A 15,976-nucleotide genomic window follows, 5' to 3' on the forward strand; every position below is an offset into this window, starting at 1 on the left:
CTCCAGGATTCCCGGGGCGGTTCACAATGGCGACAACAATTTCCCATTGAAGCGATGTGTCAGGTATTTGGTGTATCCAGGAGCGGTTATTACAACTGGGTACAGCATGAACCCTCAGACAGAAAACAAAGTGATGAGCGGCTAAAACTGGAGATTAAGGTGGCACATATCCGCACTCGCGAAACATATGGAACCCGGCGGCTCCAGACGGAGCTGGCAGAGAATGGCATCATCGTTGGTCGTGACCGACTGGCACGTCTTCGTAAGGAGCTGAGGCTACGCTGTAAGCAGAAACACAAGTTCAGAGCGACTACGAACTCGAACCACAATCTGCCAGTTGCGCCAAATCTGCTGAACCAGACGTTCGCTCCTACAGCACCAAATCAGGTCTGGGTGGCGGACCTGACGTATGTTGCCACACAGGAGGGATGGTTGTACCTCGCTGGCATCAAAGATGTTTATACGTGCGAAATTGTCGGCTACGCCATGGGAGAGCGCATGACAAAAGAGCTGACAGGTAAAGCCCTGTTTATGGCGCTCAGGAGCCAGCGCCCACCTGCCGGGCTAATCCACCACTCTGATCGAGGTTCACAGTACTGCGCATACGATTACCGGGTCATACAGGAGCAGTTTGGTCTGAAAACATCAATGTCGCGTAAAGGTAACTGTTACGACAATGCTCCGATGGAAAGCTTCTGGGGAACGCTGAAAAATGAGAGCCTGAGCCACTATCGTTTTAATAACCGGGATGAAGCCATCTCAGTAATACGGGAATACATTGAGATTTTCTACAATCGTCAGCGTCGTCACTCTCGTCTGGGGAATATCTCCCCGGCAGCCTTCAGGGAAAAATATCATCAGATGACTGCTTAAAAAAAGAACAAATGGTAGTGTCCGCTATTGCCAGTACACCTCAGATTATTAAAAATCAACCACACCCGCCAGTATTCTGTATATTTACTGGCGGTCATATCGTGAGAGGTATGGCAATGAATCTTGTGACACTCAAAACGTGGGGAAAACTCAGATATCCGGATAACCCACCATCAATATCAACGCTGAGACGATGGGCAAGGAATGGAAACATTTATCCTGCACCTGAACTACACGGGAGGAGTTACAGGGTGGTTCCGGAGGCTTTCTATATCAACCCAAATAAGGTTGATACCGATATAACACACCATCAGCCTAATGGGCGACAAGGGAGAGACAGTCCGTTAATGGAGAAGTTAAAACATGCAGCGGAAAAAATACGATCCCAATTTGCCTAGAAACTTAACATATCGAAGGAGAGACAAAGCATATTACTGGCGCAACCCTCTGACGAAAGAAGAATTTACACTAGGTAAAATTTCAAGAAGAGATGCAGTAGCGCAGGCAATTGAAGCAAATCATTATATATACAAAAACTACTCTCCTGCTGCCCTAATTGAAAAGCTTAAAGGGGTCGACTCATTTACTATGGCAGGCTGGATTGAACGTTACAAAACGATTCTTATAAGGAGAAAAGCGTCCAGAAATACTTATAAAACTCGGGTAAATCAACTGGAGACAATAAAAGAAAAATTAGGAGGGGTTTTACTGACAGAAATAACCACTCGCCATATCGCCGAGTTTCTTGATTTGTAGATTGAAGGAGGGAAAAACACGATGGCAGGATCAATGCGTTCTGTGTTATCTGATATGTTCCGCGAAGCCATTGTTGAAGGACGTATATCTCAAAATCCAGTAACGCCAACAAGAGCACCGAAAATAGTAGTTACAAGAGAACGGCTGAAACTAAAGACATACAACTGCATCAGGGAGGCAGCAGATCAACTTCCGGCATGGTTCCCATTAGCTATGGACTTAGCCCTTGTAACAGGACAACGTCGCGAAGACATAACGAATATGCGGTTCAGTGATATTTATGATGATCGTCTCCACATCAGGCAAATTAAGACAGGAATGATGATTGCTATCCCCCTGTCACTCAGCCTTCCTGTCGCTGGTTTACGACTTGGTGCAGTAGTTGAACAGTGCCGCATGGTAAGTAGGGGGGATTATCTAATCAGTGCCGGGATTAGAAAAAACAGCCCTGACGGCAGCATTCACCCGGACGGCCTGACAAAGAAATTTGTCGCAGCCAGAAAATTAACAGGTATCACTGTTCAGTGAAAACCCACCAACTTTTCACGAAATCAGAAGCCTGGCTGGACGATTGTACAAAGAAATATGTGGAGAAGAATTTGCTCAGCGTCTACTTGGCCACACATCGGAGAAGACAACAAAAATGTATCTTGATGAGAGAGAAAAAACGTACTTACTGCTCTGATTTTAACGTAAATGGATTGTTAAATGTATTTTGGTTGTGATATAACCAAAAAAGACCGGAATACAGAAATTCGAGTAAATTTCGGGGAATTTCGGGGAGACGTTTGCAACTAATTGATTTTAAATACAATTAAAAAAAGACCGAATACGATTCCTGTATTCGGTCCAGGGAAATGGCTCTTGGGAGAGAGCCGTGCGCTAAAAGTTGGCATTAATGCAGGCTTAGTTGCCTTGCCCTTTAAGAATAGATGACGACGCCAGGTTTTCCAGTTTGCGTGCAAAATGGTCAATAAAAAGCGCGGTGCTCATCAGCTTAAATGTTAAAAACCGCCCGTTCTGGTGAAAGAACTGAGGCGGTTTTTTTATTGGAAATCAAAAGGCTATTTTAGGTAATTAACAGAGTTTTTCAGCTCGTTCTATAAACGGTGCCAGACTCATTTTTTCGCCGGGATTGTTAGGATCATCAATCTGAATCACCGAAATGGGTTGGGCATTGGTCTTCCCACTGGCAACTTCCTTTTGTGCGATATCGTTTAAAGGATACTGCACGAGGGTACTTGGGTTGATGACATACAAAGCATTACCCGGTCGGCAAGTCAGCATTACCTCTTCGCGATTAAACGCCCATTTGTCTTTACCCACTTCAAAACGACTCACGGTTATCACCTGTGGAGCCGCCAGCGCCGCTGCAGAACTGGTGAGTAACAGAAACGCCAGAATACTTTTTTTCATCATTTTCGTAATCCATCAAAAAGGTTCGAGAGTCGCAAGCAGGCTGATGATCACCAGCACTACCGCACCTATCGCCCATTCGAGTTTAGTCATCCACACAAACCAGGGTGCCGCACGATCTTCATCCTGCCTCATGCGCGGTACAAGAACATAACGATTAGCCAGCGCAATGACCACCATAATCATCACCAGGATGGCTTTGAGCAATAAGAGTTGGCCCCAGTAAGTCGTAAGCGTGGGGGGAAATCCGGTAATCAACAATGCATTAAGCACGCCGCTTGCCAGTACGCCGATCACCGCAAAATGCCCGCACCAGGAAAAACGCATCAGCGCCTGAATAGCCTAGTGTCGCCAACGGCCTTTGATGAGTTGCATACACCAGAGCACCGGCAGTAATCCCCCAAACCACGCCGCCGCACAAATCAGGTGAATCGCGTGATTAGTCTGATGGATTTTCGCTGTTACCCCTTCATTCAGCGTCGCATACCCCACTCCCGCCAGCAGAATAAATTGCGCGGTAGTGAGCATAAACAGCAAACGTGGCATATTCCGCGGTTGCATAAGGGCGACGATCAACGTTACGAGGGCGAGAACAATTTGCCATAACCAGACGCCACCAAACTGCGTTTGCAAAACAGCCTGCCAAATGTTTGGCGAAAATACATCTGTCCATCCCGTTCCCATCAACCCGCCCTGAACGGCGAGCATTGCAGTGGCACTGATCAAACTCCAGACGGCAGCGTGCTGTTGTAAACGCAGAGAACGCTTCGTCAGCAAGCGACGAATCATTAAGGGGGCCAGCCAGGCACCATACATTGCAAAGCCAAAGACCAGCATCAACGAGGTGAAATGGATAAATCGCAGCGCGATCCAGGTAAACGCCAGCATGATTTATTTCACGCTAAAGGTGTAGTGTCCTTTCGTTTTATGCCCGTCCACCGAAACAACATGCCAGTCAACGGTGTAGGTTCCGGGTTTCAGCGAATCGGCCAGTGGAACAATCAGTTGCTTTTGGTCCTGCTCATTCCGCTTCGCTGGTAATGTTTTAATATTTTCGTTTTTTGGCCCCGTGATTTTTGCACCACTGAATCCTGTTTCAACGCCTTCCGAGAAGTTTAAAGTGATTGCCTGCGGGGCAGCTGTCACTTGCGCGTTTGCCGCAGGATACTGATGCGTTAAATGCGCATGTGCCCAGACGGAAGGTGTCACCAACGAAGTGGTCAGGATTGCCAGCGCGTAGCGAAGGGAGCGTGCAGTTGAAGCCATATTATCTATTCCTTTTTGTAATAACTTTTTTACAGAGCATAACCTTGTCTAATGTCTGAGTCGAGGATCATCAATTCCGGCTTGCCATCCAGGCTCACTCTTAGTAACTTTTGCCCGCGAATGATGAGGAGATTAAGAATGCTGAAGAATCTGGCTAAACTGGATCAAACAGAAATGGATAAAGTGAATGTCGATTTGGCGGCGGCCGGGGTGGCTTTTAAAGAACGCTACAATATGCCGGTGATCGCTGAAGCGGTTGAACGTGAACAGCCAGAACATTTGCGCAGCTGGTTTCGCGAGCGGCTTATTGCCCACCGTTTGGCTTCGGTCAATCTGTCACGTTTACCTTACGAGCCCAAACTTAAATAAAACTTATACAGAGTTACACTTTCTTACATAACGCCTGCTAAATTATGAGTATTTTCTAAACCGCCCCCATAATTTGCAGTCATTTTGAAAAGGAAGTCATTATGTCGTTCTGGAAAGTTGCAGCAGCGCAATATGAGCCTCGTAAAACCTCACTCACCGAACAGGTAGCTCATCATCTGGAGTTTGTGAGGGCCGCCGCCAGGCAACAATGTCAGCTGTTAGTTTTTCCATCGCTTTCTTTACTGGGGTGTGATTATTCGCGACGTGCCCTTCCTGCCCCACCCGATCTTTCACTGTTAGACCCGCTTTGTTATGCCGCAACGACCTAGCGAATGACCATCATTGCCGGCCTTCCCGTTGAATATAACGATCGCTTTATTCGTGGAATTGCGGTGTTCGCACCGTGGCGAAAAACGCCTGGGAACTACCATCAGAGTCATGGTGCATGTCTGGGCCGTCGTTCCAGAACCATCACGGTGGTCGATGAACAACCGCAAGGTATGGATATGGACCCGACCTGTTCACTGTTTACGACAGGGCAATGTCTGGGAGAACCCGACCTGCTGGCGTCGGCCCGTCGCTTACAATTTTTTTCACATCAGTACTCGATTGCCGTGCTGATGGCAAATGCCCGTGGTAACAGTGCACTATGGGATGAATATGGTCGTCTCATCGTTCGCGCCGATCGTGGTTCATTATTGTTAGTCGGTCAGCGTTCATCACAGGGTTGGCAAGGCGATATCATTCCATTACGCTAGGCTTTTTCGGCCTGGATCATGCCATGTTGCGCATTATCGATACAGAAACCTGCGGTTTGCAGGGAGGGATCGTTGAGATTGCCTCTGTTGATGTCATTGACGGAAAAATCGTCAACCCCATGAGCCTCCTGGTGCGCCCCGATCGTCCTATTAGTCCACAAGCGATGGCGATTCATCGCATCACCGAAGCCATGGTCGCCGATAAACCGTGGATTGAAGATGTGATCCCACACTATTACGGTAGTGAATGGTATGTCGCGCACAACGCCAGCTTTGACCGCCGCGTACTGCCTGAGATGCCCGGTGAGTGGATTTGCACTATGAAACTGGCCCGTCGTTTGTGGCCAGGGCTCAAGTACAGCAATATGGCGTTATATAAAACACGCAAGCTCAATGTACAGACACCGCTGGGCCTGCATCATCACCGCGCGTTGTATGACTGTTATATCACCGCCGCGTTGCTTATCGATATTATGAACACCTCCGGCTGGACGGCAGAACAGATGGCCGATATCACCGGACGTCCGTCGTTGATGACAACCTTCACCTTTGGCAAATACCGTGGCAAAGCGGTTTCCGACGTTGCCGAACGCTATCCGGGCTATCTGCGCTGGTTATTTAATAACCTGGACAGCATGAGCCCGGAGCTGCGTTTAACACTGAAACATTATCTGGAAAATACTTAATCCGCAGGCGTAGCGGGTAATGTTCCCTGCGCCAGCGCGACCAGAAAAGCATATTCCATCGCTACGCCTTCGTACGATTTAAAGCGGCCAGATTTACCGCCATGGCCTGAGTCCATGTCGGTACAGAGCAATAAAAGATGGTCATCGGTTTTCAGCTCGCGCAATTTAGCGACCCATTTTGCCGGTTCCCAATATTGCACCTGAGAATCGTGTAAACCGGTCGTTACCAGTAAATGCGGATAAGCCTGTGCGGTGACGTTGTCATACGGGCTGTAGCTTTTCATGTACTCGTAATATTGCGGATCCTGCGGATTTCCCCACTCTTCAAACTCACCAGTGGTAAGAGGAATTGATTCATCAAGCATCGTTGTTACAACATCAACAAACGGTACCTGGGCGATAACGCCGTGGAATAATTCCGGGCGTTGATTAATTGCAACGCCCATCAACATGCCCCCCGCACTTCCGCCCATCGCATAACAGAGCGAAGGAGAGCCATAGCCCAGTTTTAACAATGCATCGCAGGCATCAAGATAATCATTAAACGTATTTTTCTTCTTCAGAAATTTACCGTCTTCGTACCATTGTTGCCCCAGCTCACCACCGCCGCGAACATGGACAATGGCGTAGACAAAGCCACGATCTAACAAACTCAAGCGGCTAAAACTGAAATCGGCATCAATACTTGCGCCGTAAGAACCATAGCCATACACCAGCAACGGGTTGTGTCCTTTGCGAAAATGTTTGCGATGATAGACCAGCGAAACCGGAACTTCGACGCCATCACGGGCGACTATCCACAGGTGTTCACTGCGGTAATTCGCCGCATCAAAACCAGGCACTTCTGTTTGTTTTAATACACGACGCTCACCGGTATCCATATCCAGTTCAAACAAAGTGTCTGGTGTGGTCATGGAAGAATAACCATAACGCAATCGCGCGGTTTCAGGTTCTGGATTGTAGGCAATCCAGGTCACATAGGCCGGATCATCAAAGGCAATGCCAATGACTTCCCGGGTCTTGCGGTTAATTTGGCGCAAACTGGTTAACCCGCGCTGACGCTCTTCAACCACCAGCCAGTCGGTAAACAGCGTAAACCCTTCCAGCATGATGTTTTCGCGTGGCGGAATTAACTCTTCCCACTGTTGCTCATCACGCATACGGGTACGGTATAAGCCAAAGTTTTTGCCGTGGCGATTGGAACGCAGATAAAAACGATGCTGGTAGTGATCAAGGCTGTATTCGTGATCTTTGCGGCGCGGCAGAAAAACAAACGGCTCGGCATCGGCCATTTCCGCGTCCAGCAGGCGAACTTCACTGGTGGTGGCGCTGGCCAGATGAATGACGACATAGTGCTTCGACGTCGTTTTATGCAGGCTGACATAATAGGTATCGTCTTTTTCTTCGTAGATCAGTGTATCTTGCGATGCTGGCGTACCGATGGCGTGACGCCAGACCTGATAAGGCAGCAGCGTCACCGGATGCTTGCGAACATAGTAGAAAGTCCAGGAGTCATTTGCCCAGACAAAGCTGGGTTCAACGTTATCCAGCAGTTCCGGGTACCAGTTACCTGTTTCCAGATTACGAAAACGAATGCCGTACTGGCGTCGGGAAAGAAAATCTTCTGCCAGCGCCATAATGGTGTTATCGGGCGTAATCGCCATTCCGCCCATCGAATAAAACTCACTATGAGCTGCGCGCTTGTTGGCATCGAGCAATGTTTCCCACTCATCCCACTCTTCGCTGAATGCCGATTGACGCTGGTAGATAGCATATTCACAGCCTGGTTCATAAATATGCCGATAGCGGTAGCCATTTTTTATGTAGGGCGCAGAAACTTCTCTTTGCGGAATGCGGTCGATGATTTCCTTTAAGATGCGATCCTGCAAGGCTTGTTGTGAGGCCATCACCCGATGACCGTAACTATTTTCTTGTTGCAGGTAGTCCAGGACTTTTGGCTGAGAACGCGTATCGTCCCGCAGCCAGTAGTAATTATCGATGCGCGTATCGCCATGAAGCGTCATGGCGTGGGGAATGCGGGCGGCTTTTGGTAGCATGTTATTGTTCTTTCTGGTTGGAAACATCTTATAAGGGTGGCAAAACTCACCGGGGATGCAAGCGAAACAGGGTCGTCATTGCTTAGATGATGACAGGTAATGGCGCGGATATCGAATGTTATGCAGACAGAGAAAATCAGCCTGTTCAAATGGCTGTGCGGTTCTGGATAGCCCGAAATAGTCAACTTCAGGCTATCCAGAGAGCGGAATTATTCCGCCAAAGTGCGTTTTTGCTGTTCGAGATCGCGTTCAATGCCTTCACGAACATCCTGGGGGATTTTCAGCGCGTCACCCAGTGCATTCAGGTAACTGCGTTCCATAAAATGGTCAATATCAATAGCCGCGCAGCTCAGGAAATAGATTTCCAGCGCCTCTTCTTCATTGCGGACCCCGGTAGCCAGGCGTTGTGGATCCAGCGGTTGTTCGATTGCCTGCTCAATGAGTACACGCCCCTGCTCTTCCACGCCGGCTTCACGCAATTGCTGGTCGATTGCCGCACGTTCATTGGCATCAATATGACCATCACTTTTAGCGGCAAAGACCAGCGCAAGGATCAAACGTTCCGTACGCTCATCCAGCGGCGTACTTTGCGCGCCAAACTGCGGTTCGTCCTGATGCGCCGCGCGAATTTTATCTTTGTATTTATTCCACAGCACCGTACCCGCTACCGCTCCGCCGCCAACCAGTAACGCGTTGGTGCCATATTTCGTAAGAAGTTTACGTGCTGATTTATTTGCGACCAGCAGCCCAGCCAGTCCGCCTAATGCGCCTGACACTAACAGTTTGCCCAATCCCTGATCCGCAGACGAGGAGGTAGAAGAACTGCTTTGCCCAAGCAGGGATTGCAGTTGATTTAACCAGTTAGCCATATTTGCTCCTCAATAACCATTTTTAGTGCCTGTAGCATAGCGGATGAGGATGTCAGAAAATGTATATCGAGACAAAAGATGCGCAAATAAGCGGGGCGGTAGGCCGTTATTCAAAGAAATTCGCGCCAGGTAAGGTATTTACTGTATATCAGGTGATAAGGGTATTTTAGGTGAAAGTAGTTTGTCGTTTTGAGTGGCATTGTTTGATGCTGATTGCCCGATGCGACGCTGTTGCGTCTTCTCAGGCCTACGATTGTGGTGCGTTCTGGGACGGACAAGGCACTCGCGCCGCATCCGCCAACGGTCAATCGAATTATCAGAAGCCATTAACGCCGCTGATATTCCGCCATTCCCGCTTTGCAGTCCACGCAGACCTGGTAATGAATATCGGCACTTTTACCACGCACGGTTAGCGGTACTGACCATTTATCATCTTTACCCTGAATGTCCTGCAAACTGACCCAGGCCACGGGATCGGCCTGACCGACAATTTTTTGATCATCTGCCCAGCGCGCCACGCGATTTTGTTGATAATCACGTTTTACGCTCGCGGCAATTCCGGCAGCATCCAGACCTTCACACTTTGGGAAAGTGACCGACTTGCTGGTTTCATTATTGGCAGCGAAAACTGATGCGCAGGCAGAAACCAACAACCGCCCTAAAAACGCCCCTCTTTTTTTCATGTTTTTCTCCATAGCACAATGATTCAGGAGAAAGCATGGTACAAATTGTCAGGAGCGCAAGTTGCTTCAGGCCGCGTGTGAGGCATCTTCCTCTTCGGATTCAGCACCGACGACCTGTGGGGACGGTAATTTGCCGGTTTTCAGAATGGTGCTCAGCACCTCTTTTTGTTCTGCCAGCCATAGCGAAAGGGCTTCACGTTGCTCGTCTTCCATTTGCACTGGAGAATTTGTCAGCTAGGTGTCAAGCAGATCCGCCGTATCAAGCATTTTGTCATAAGCATCGGCTTCCTTTTTGCTGGTAAACGACATTTTCTCTTCGCCCTCACGAATGACTACGTATTTAACTTCAACCGCCATTTGCAGCCTCTCATAATAACTGAGATTTTATACAGTATATTTCTTTTCGGTTGAGAAATCAACATCAGCAATAAAGACACACGCAAACGTTTTCGTTTATACTGCGCGCGGAATTAATCAGGGGATATTCGTTATGACGTTATTAGGCACTGCGCTGCGTCCGGCAGCAACTCGCGTGATGTTATTAGGCTCCGGTGAACTGGGTAAAGAAGTGGCAATCGAGTGTCAGCGTCTCGGCGTAGAGGTGATTGCCGTCGATCGCTATGCCGACGCACCAGCCATGCATGTCGCGCATCGCTCCCATGTCATTAATATGCTTGATGGTGATGCATTACGCCGTGTGGTTGAACTGGAAAAACCACATTATATCGTGCCGGAGATCGAAGCTATTGCCACCGATATGCTGATCCAACTTGAAGAGGAAGGACTGAATGTTGTCCCCTGCGCTCGCGCAACGAAATTAACGATGAATCGCGAGGGTATCCGTCGCCTGGCGGCAGAAGAGCTGCAGCTGCCCACTTCCACTTATCGTTTTGCCGATAGCAAAAGCCTTTTCCGCGAGGCGGTTGCCGCCATTGGCTATCCCTGCATTGTAAAACCGGTGATGAGCTCTTCCGGCAAGGGGCAGACGTTTATTCGCTCTGCAGAGCAACTTGCTCAGGCATGGGAATACGCTCAGCAAGGCGGTCGCGCCGGAGCGGGCCGCGTAATTGTTGAAGGCGTCGTTAAGTTTGACTTCGAAATTACCCTGCTAACCGTCAGCGCGGTGGATGGCGTCCATTTCTGTGCACCAGTAGGTCATCGCCAGGAAGATGGCGACTACCGTGAATCCTGGCAACCACAGCAAATGAGCCCGCTTGCCCTTGAACGTGCGCAGGAGATTGCCCGTAAAGTGGTGCTGGCACTGGGCGGTTATGGTCTGTTTGGTGTCGAGCTGTTTGTCTGTGGTGATGAGGTGATTTTCAGTGAGGTCTCCCCTCGTCCACATGATACCGGGATGGTGACGTTAATTTCTCAAGATCTCTCAGAGTTTGCCCTGCATGTACGTGCCTTCCTCGGACTTCCTGTTGGCGGGATCCGTCAGTATGGTCCTGCAGCTTCTGCCGTTATTCTGCCACAACTGACCAGTCAGAATGTCACGTTTGATAATGTGCAGAATGCCGTAGGCGCAGATTTGCAGATTCGTTTATTTGGTAAGCCGGAAATTGATGGCAGCCGTCGTCTGGGGGTGGTACTGGCTACTTCAGAGAGTGTTGTTGACGCCATTGAACGCGCGAAGCACGCCGCCGGACAGGTAAAAGTACAGGGTTAAACCCGGCAAAAAAACGCTACAAAAATGCCCGATCCTAGATCGGGCATTTTGACTTTTACAGCTTAGCGCCTTCTACAGCTTCACGCGCCAGCTTAGTAATGCGGTCGTAATCGCCCGCTTCCAGCGCATCTGCCGGAACCAGCCAGGAACCACCGATGCACAGCACGCTTTTCAGTGCCAGGTAGTCACGGTAGTTAGCCGGAGAAATACCACCCGTCGGGCAGAAACGGACCTGGGAGAACGGACCCGCGATCGCCTGCAGGGCTTTCACGCCGCCGTTAGCTTCAGCCGGGAAGAATTTGAACTCTTTCAAACCGTAGTCCATACCCAGCATCAGTTCGGAAACAGTGCTGATCCCCGGAATCAGAGGAATAGTCCCTTCGGTAGCAGCTTTCAGCAGCGGCTCGGTCAGACCCGGGCTAATTGCGAACTGTGCACCCGCTTCAGTGACTTCTGCCAGCTGCTGTGGATTCAGCACCGTACCGGCACCCACAATCGCTTCAGGCACTTCTTTGGCGATAGCACGGATAGCGTCAACTGCACACTCGGTACGCAGAGTCACTTCCAGAACGCGCACCCCACCAGCAACCAACGCTTTTGCCATCGGCACCGCGTGTTCCAGTTTTTTTACCACGATAACCGGTACAACCGGGCCGGTGGTCAGGATTGATTCTGCACTTGTTTTCCAGTTTTTCATCAGAGTTTTCTCTCGCCTGATTACAAATTTGTCGTCTTAAAAAGTGATACAGGTTGCGCCCTGTTCGGCACCGGACAGTTTTTCACGCAAGGCGCTGAATAATTCACGTCCTGTTCCCACGCGTGACGCGCTCAGGTCAGGAATGTGCGGTTCGCGAGCAGCCAGTTCCGCTTCGTCTACCAGCAGTGTCAGTTCGCCTGTCTGTCCATTCACACGAATGATGTCCCCGTCGCGCACTTTTGCCAGCAGCCCGCCATCGTAGGCTTCTGGTGTTACGTGGATAGCTGACGGCACTTTACCTGAAGCGCCGGAGAGTCGTCCATCGGTAACTAACGCAATTTTGAAACACCGGTCCAATAATACACCAAGTGGCGGCATGAGTTTATGTAATTCTGGCATTCCGTTCGCTTTTGGCCCCTGATGACGGACAACAACGACACAATCGCGGTCCAGCAAACCCGCTTCAAAGGCCGGCATAACGTCATGCTGGCTTTCAAAAACAACCGCTGGCGCTTCAATCACCTGGTTCTCAACCGGCACGGCAGAGGTTTTCATAACCGCACGGCCCAGGTTACCGCTTAACACTTTTGTCCCACCATGATGAGAGAAAGGTTGTTCGAAGGAAGCGATCACATTGCTGTCGAGTGATTTTTCCGCCCCTTCCCGCCAGTCCAGTTCACCATTATTCAGCCATGGTTCAAGGGTATAACGAGACAGACCAAAGCCTGCCACCGTATTGACATCTTCATGCAGCAGGCCTGCTTTGAGCAGTTCACGCACCAGAACCGGTACGCCACCTGCCGCCTGGAAGTGGTTAATATCGGCCGGACCGTTCGGGTAGAGACGTGCCATCAGCGGTACAACATCAGAAAGGTCAGAGAAGTCATCCCAGTTAATCTGAATACCGGCCGCGCGCGCCATCGCCACCAGGTGCATGGTGTGGTTAGTGGAACCACCGGTCGCCAGCAGTGCAACGATACCGTTCACCACCACTTTCTCATCGATCATCTTACCGATCGGCATCCATTCATTACCATTACCGGTCATGCGTGTAACCTGACGCGCAGCGGCAGCGGTCAAAGCATCGCGCAGCGGAGAATCCGGATGAACAAAAGAAGAGCCTGGCAACTGCATCCCCATAAATTCCACCACCATCTGGTTGGTGTTGGCAGTACCGTAGAAAGTACATGTTCCCGGCGCATGGTAAGACGCGGCTTCTGACTCCAGTAAGGCCATGCGGTCCACTTTACCTTCGGCATAAAGCTGGCGAATACGCACTTTTTCTTTATTTGGCAAACCGCTTGCCATCGGTCCAGACGGCACAAACACCGCAGGCAAATGACCAAACGACAGGGCTGCCATCGTCAGACCCGGGACAATCTTGTCGCACACACCGAGGAACAGAGCACCATCAAACATGTTATGGGACAGCCCCACCGCCGCAGACATCGCTATCACTTCGCGGCTTAGCAGCGACAATTCCATTCCATCCTGCCCCTGGGTGACACCATCACACATCGCCGGAACACCGCCCGCAACCTGACCAACCGCATTCGCTTCATGCAGGGCTTTACGAATGATTTCTGGATAGTGTTCATAAGGCTGGTGCGCGGAGAGCATGTCGTTATAGGAGGTGATGATGGCGATATTGTTACGCAACATGCTTTTCAAAGAGGCTTTGTTTTCTGGCTGGCAGGCAGCGAAACCGTGTGCCAGGTTACCGCATGCCAACTGCGAACGATGAACGGTCGACGTTTTCGCTTGTTCTATCCGGGCGAGATAAGCAGAGCGAGTCTCGCGCGAACGTTCAATGATTCGATTTGTTACGCGTAACAATTGTGGATTCATAAAGTCTCCTGAAATTGAGTTGTCAGAGCAGGATGATTCACAACGCGTTTCATTCAGAGGATTTATGAGTGAAACGCCTGTAACCGGAGCTCATAGGGCAAAAACGTTTCAGTCAGTGTAATAAAAAAAGCCTCGTGGGTGAATCCGCACGAGGCCTGAAAGTGTAAAAATTGTTCTACAATCTGTGCAAGATCATGTTACCGGTAAAATAACCATAAAGGATAAGCGCTGATATTACTCAAACTCATTCCAGGAACGACCATCACGGGTAATCATCGCCACCGAGGCAACGGGTCCCCAGGTTCCGGCCTGATACGGTTTCGGCGCATCATTGTCCATCGCCCACGCCTCAGTAATGGAGTCTACCCATTTCCAGGCTTCTTCCACTTCGTCGCGACGTACAAACAGTGCCTGAATACCACGCATGGTTTCCAGCAGCAAACGTTCATAGGCATCCGCCAGATGCGTCTGATTAAAGGTTTCTGAATAGCTCAGATCCAGCTTGGTGATTTGCAGGTTATGTTTGTGGTCAAGGCCAGGAACTTTATTCAGTACCTGGATATCCACGCCTTCATCAGGTTGCAGACGGATAGTCAGTTTATTCTGCGGCAGATCCTGCCACGACTCTTTAAACAGATTCAGTTCAGGTGTTTTGAAATAGACCACGACTTCAGAACATTTGGTCGGCAGACGTTTACCAGTACGCAGGTAGAATGGCACACCGGCCCAGCGCCAGTTATCAATGTCGACGCGGATCGCCACGAAGGTTTCTGTATTGCTGCTTTTGTTCGCGCCCTCTTCTTCCAGATATCCCGGCACTTTTTTGCCCTGGGCGAAGCCCGCAGTATATTGCCCGCGTACGGTTTTTTCGCGTACGTTGGAGCGGTCGATGCGGCGCAGGGACTTCAGTACTTTCACTTTTTCATCGCGGATGCTGTCTGCGCTCAGGTCAGATGGCGGAGACATCGCAATCATGCAGAGAATTTGTAGCAGGTGGTTCTGAATCATGTCACGCATCTGACCGGCTTTATCAAAATAGCCCCAGCGCCCTTCGATCCCCACTTCTTCTGCCACGGTAATCTCAACATGATCAATGGTGCGATTGTCCCAGTTATTCACAAACAGGGAGTTAGCAAAACGCAGCGCCAACAGGTTCAGCACCGTTTCTTTACCAAGATAGTGGTCGATACGGTAAACCTGGCACTCCTCGAAGTATTCGCCAACCTGATCATTGATTTCCTGCGAGGTCGCCAGCGACGTCCCCAGCGGTTTCTCCATGACTACGCGTGCCGGTTTAGCATTCAGTTTTGCCTCGCCAAGCCCTTTGCAAATTGCGCCAAAAGTGCTGGGCGGCATGGCAAAGTAGTTAATAGTGATACGATTTTTTTGATCCAGCATCGCGCCGAGACGGTTGAATGCAGCAGTGTCATTGACATCGAGATTACAAAAATCCAGACGTGCACTCAGGGTGTCCCATAAACCTTCATCAATGGTTTCTTTCATGAAAGTTTCGAGCGCCTCGCGGACAACTTTGGTATATGCCGCTTTATCCCAGTCAGCACGCCCTACGCCGATAATCCGGGTGTCCGGGTTGAGCTGACCGACTTTTTCCAGTTGATACAGGGAAGGCAGCAATTTACGACGCGCAAGGTCGCCTTTCGCGCCGAAAATGACCAGGTCACAGGCCTGGGCTGTTTGCGTTACCGCCATGTCATTCTCCTTAAGTTAACTAACCCGGTACTTAAGCCAGGGTATACTTGTAATTTTCTTACGGTGCACTGTACTGCTTTTACGAGCTTGCGAAAACTGTAAACGCTTATCCACCCGTGCGATTACGGGAAAAGCGCGCAAAGCGCGGCAAAACTGATAAAAAAATCATCGTTTTCCATTCGGTAAAAATCTGACACTGATCATGTTATGAAAAAAAATAACAACTTTTTTATCTGCTTTTGTCATTAACACGGCACACAGGCGTAATATCTGACAAAACTGCATTTCGATTTCTTTCAGTGCGGAAATCGTCATTACC

At 49.7% G+C, this 15,976-nt stretch carries 13 protein-coding genes, 3 pseudogenes and 5 other annotated features (1 of these 21 running past the window's edge); of the genes and pseudogenes, 6 read left to right on the forward strand and 10 right to left on the reverse strand.

All coding sequences use genetic code 11. The features are described 5' to 3' along the window. Window positions 1–24, reverse strand: a mobile genetic element (partial); it reaches 837 nt to the left of the window's first position. Then, window positions 24–916: a mobile genetic element (partial), on the forward strand. Its footprint overlaps the feature before it by 1 nt. Continuing rightward, a complete protein-coding gene (locus SF1847) occupies window positions 55–873 on the forward strand; it encodes an insertion sequence element IS600 protein (protein NP_707701.1) in 819 nt (272 codons plus the stop codon). Its footprint overlaps the feature before it by 819 nt. 320 nt (window positions 917–1,236) lie before the next feature. Then, window positions 1,237–2,157: a sequence feature (Similar to Salmonella enterica subsp. enterica serovar Typhi integrase ref: NP_456439.1 (358 aa). BLAST with identity of 96% in 307 aa. This CDS contains an in-frame stop codon. The sequence has been checked and is believed to be correct.), on the forward strand. Next, window positions 1,237–2,157, forward strand: a pseudogene (locus tag SF1849). Its footprint overlaps the feature before it by 921 nt. Before the next feature lie 549 nt (window positions 2,158–2,706). Here the strand turns inward: SF1849 and SF1850 are convergent. From SF1850 to SF1852, 3 genes and pseudogenes are all read right to left on the reverse strand, one after another. Continuing rightward, a complete protein-coding gene (locus tag SF1850) occupies window positions 2,707–3,048 on the reverse strand; it encodes a hypothetical protein (protein NP_707703.1) in 342 nt (113 codons plus the stop codon). A gap of 12 nt (window positions 3,049–3,060) precedes the next feature. Further along, window positions 3,061–3,933 (reverse strand) — a sequence feature (Similar to Escherichia coli K12 resistance protein gi: 1788145 (291 aa). BLAST with identity of 98% in 290 aa. This CDS contains an in-frame stop codon. The sequence has been checked and is believed to be correct.). Beyond that, window positions 3,061–3,933, reverse strand: a pseudogene (locus tag SF1851). It overlaps the preceding feature by 873 nt. A gap of 3 nt (window positions 3,934–3,936) precedes the next feature. Next, window positions 3,937–4,311 carry a hypothetical protein gene (locus tag SF1852; protein NP_707704.1) on the reverse strand — a complete coding sequence of 125 codons (375 nt, stop codon included), beginning with the start codon at window positions 4,309–4,311 and terminating at the stop codon, window positions 3,937–3,939. A 138-nt stretch (window positions 4,312–4,449) separates the two neighbouring features. Between SF1852 and holE the strand changes: the two genes are divergently transcribed. The 3 genes and pseudogenes from holE to SF1855 all read left to right on the forward strand — a co-directional run bounded on the left by holE (window position 4,450) and on the right by SF1855 (window position 6,124). After that, window positions 4,450–4,680: a DNA polymerase III subunit theta gene (holE, locus tag SF1853; RefSeq protein NP_707705.2), complete on the forward strand. Its 231-nt coding sequence runs from the start codon at window positions 4,450–4,452 to the stop codon at window positions 4,678–4,680. Window positions 4,681–4,781: 101 nt separating this feature from the next. Further along, window positions 4,782–5,438: a sequence feature (Similar to Escherichia coli K12 conserved hypothetical protein gi: 1788148 (219 aa). BLAST with identity of 99% in 219 aa. This CDS ontains frameshift. The sequence has been checked and is believed to be correct.), on the forward strand. Continuing rightward, window positions 4,782–5,438, forward strand: a pseudogene (locus SF1854). Its footprint overlaps the feature before it by 657 nt. A gap of 23 nt (window positions 5,439–5,461) precedes the next feature. Next, window positions 5,462–6,124, forward strand: a complete 663-nt coding sequence (locus tag SF1855) for an exodeoxyribonuclease X (RefSeq protein NP_707706.2) — start codon at window positions 5,462–5,464, stop codon at window positions 6,122–6,124. Here SF1855 and ptrB read toward each other — a convergent pair. The 3 genes from ptrB to yebF all read right to left on the reverse strand — a co-directional run bounded on the left by ptrB (window position 6,121) and on the right by yebF (window position 9,733). After that, window positions 6,121–8,181, reverse strand: coding sequence for a protease 2 (gene ptrB / locus SF1856; protein ID NP_707707.1), 2,061 nt, complete (start codon window positions 8,179–8,181; stop codon window positions 6,121–6,123). The two genes, SF1855 and ptrB, sit on opposite strands and share 4 nt — an antisense overlap. 209 nt (window positions 8,182–8,390) lie before the next feature. Further along, window positions 8,391–9,050 (reverse strand): hypothetical protein, encoded by a 660-nt coding sequence (yebE, locus tag SF1857; RefSeq protein ID NP_707708.1) that lies wholly within the window; start codon window positions 9,048–9,050, stop codon window positions 8,391–8,393. Between the two features lie 326 nt (window positions 9,051–9,376). Further along, window positions 9,377–9,733, reverse strand: a complete 357-nt coding sequence (yebF, locus tag SF1858; RefSeq protein NP_707709.2) for a hypothetical protein — start codon at window positions 9,731–9,733, stop codon at window positions 9,377–9,379. Window positions 9,734–10,223: 490 nt separating this feature from the next. On the opposite strand from yebF, the gene purT reads away from it, so the two are divergent. Beyond that, window positions 10,224–11,402 (forward strand): phosphoribosylglycinamide formyltransferase 2, encoded by a 1,179-nt coding sequence (gene purT / locus SF1859; RefSeq protein ID NP_707710.1) that lies wholly within the window; start codon window positions 10,224–10,226, stop codon window positions 11,400–11,402. 55 nt (window positions 11,403–11,457) lie between these two features. Here purT and eda read toward each other — a convergent pair whose 3' ends face one another. The 4 genes from eda to SF1862a form a co-directional block, all read right to left on the reverse strand. Next, entirely contained in the window at window positions 11,458–12,099 is a 642-nt protein-coding gene (gene eda / locus SF1860; protein NP_707711.1) for a keto-hydroxyglutarate-aldolase/keto-deoxy-phosphogluconate aldolase, read from the reverse strand. A 36-nt stretch (window positions 12,100–12,135) separates the two neighbouring features. Beyond that, the gene (gene edd / locus SF1861; protein ID NP_707712.1) at window positions 12,136–13,947 is read right to left on the reverse strand and encodes a phosphogluconate dehydratase; all 1,812 of its coding nucleotides are present in this window, start codon (window positions 13,945–13,947) and stop codon (window positions 12,136–12,138) included. A 234-nt stretch (window positions 13,948–14,181) separates the two neighbouring features. Then, window positions 14,182–15,657, reverse strand: coding sequence for a glucose-6-phosphate dehydrogenase (gene zwf, locus SF1862; RefSeq protein ID YP_004797676.1), 1,476 nt, complete (start codon window positions 15,655–15,657; stop codon window positions 14,182–14,184). Window positions 15,658–15,822: 165 nt separating this feature from the next. Next, window positions 15,823–15,972 (reverse strand): hypothetical protein, encoded by a 150-nt coding sequence (locus SF1862a; protein ID YP_008439257.1) that lies wholly within the window; start codon window positions 15,970–15,972, stop codon window positions 15,823–15,825. Window positions 15,973–15,976: the final 4 nt, after the last annotated feature.

The organism is Shigella flexneri 2a str. 301 (genome assembly GCF_000006925.2).
Taxonomy (GTDB): domain Bacteria; phylum Pseudomonadota; class Gammaproteobacteria; order Enterobacterales; family Enterobacteriaceae; genus ECMA0423.